We start from the raw sequence: 473 nt of genomic DNA, 5'->3' as shown, positions 1-473 counted from the left end.
AATCATGGTGACTAGCGTGCTCGATTCTTCGATGAGATCAGGGATATCCAGCGATACGCCTAATGCTTTTGCATCGCGGGCTAATCTTTTCAATATGAGTGGACTTGCCACATATCCAAATGTACCGTATCTACTCGCCACCGGGAATGAAAATAACCGGCCATCTGTCATGACGACTGCTCCTGCGCTTCCATCTTGATCTCCTTGTGTACCAAATACTTTTTGTACGAATGTGTCTTGTCCTTTCGCGCGATAATGTTCACGCTGCACGCCTTTGATACTGCTTCCAGGTATAATCGGCCATTCTGTTACTTTTTCTCGTTGAATGGGCATATCAATCACGCCAACTCCTTCACCCGCTCCAATATGAAGGGGGGATAAACAATGTATCCAAAACCAACGGCTTGCTTCCATCATCTCACTCCTCTTATTCATTCGGCTTCCATGTTCCCCAAAGTGCTAACCCGCAGCCA

General features: G+C 46.7%; 1 protein-coding gene. It reads right to left on the bottom strand.

Features of this window, described 5'->3' with window-relative positions; genetic code table 11:
- Positions 1-414 (bottom strand): type III-B CRISPR module RAMP protein Cmr4 (gene cmr4 / locus SB658_RS21865; RefSeq protein ID WP_410602276.1); only part of this gene is annotated, 414 nt, incomplete at its 3' end.
- Positions 415-473 lie beyond the last annotated feature (59 nt).

It is taken from the genome of Bacillus sp. SIMBA_008, assembly GCF_046535495.1.
Taxonomy (GTDB): Bacteria; Bacillota; Bacilli; order Bacillales; family Bacillaceae; genus Bacillus; species Bacillus subtilis.
This window is presented reverse-complemented; position numbering and strand designations above follow the sequence as displayed.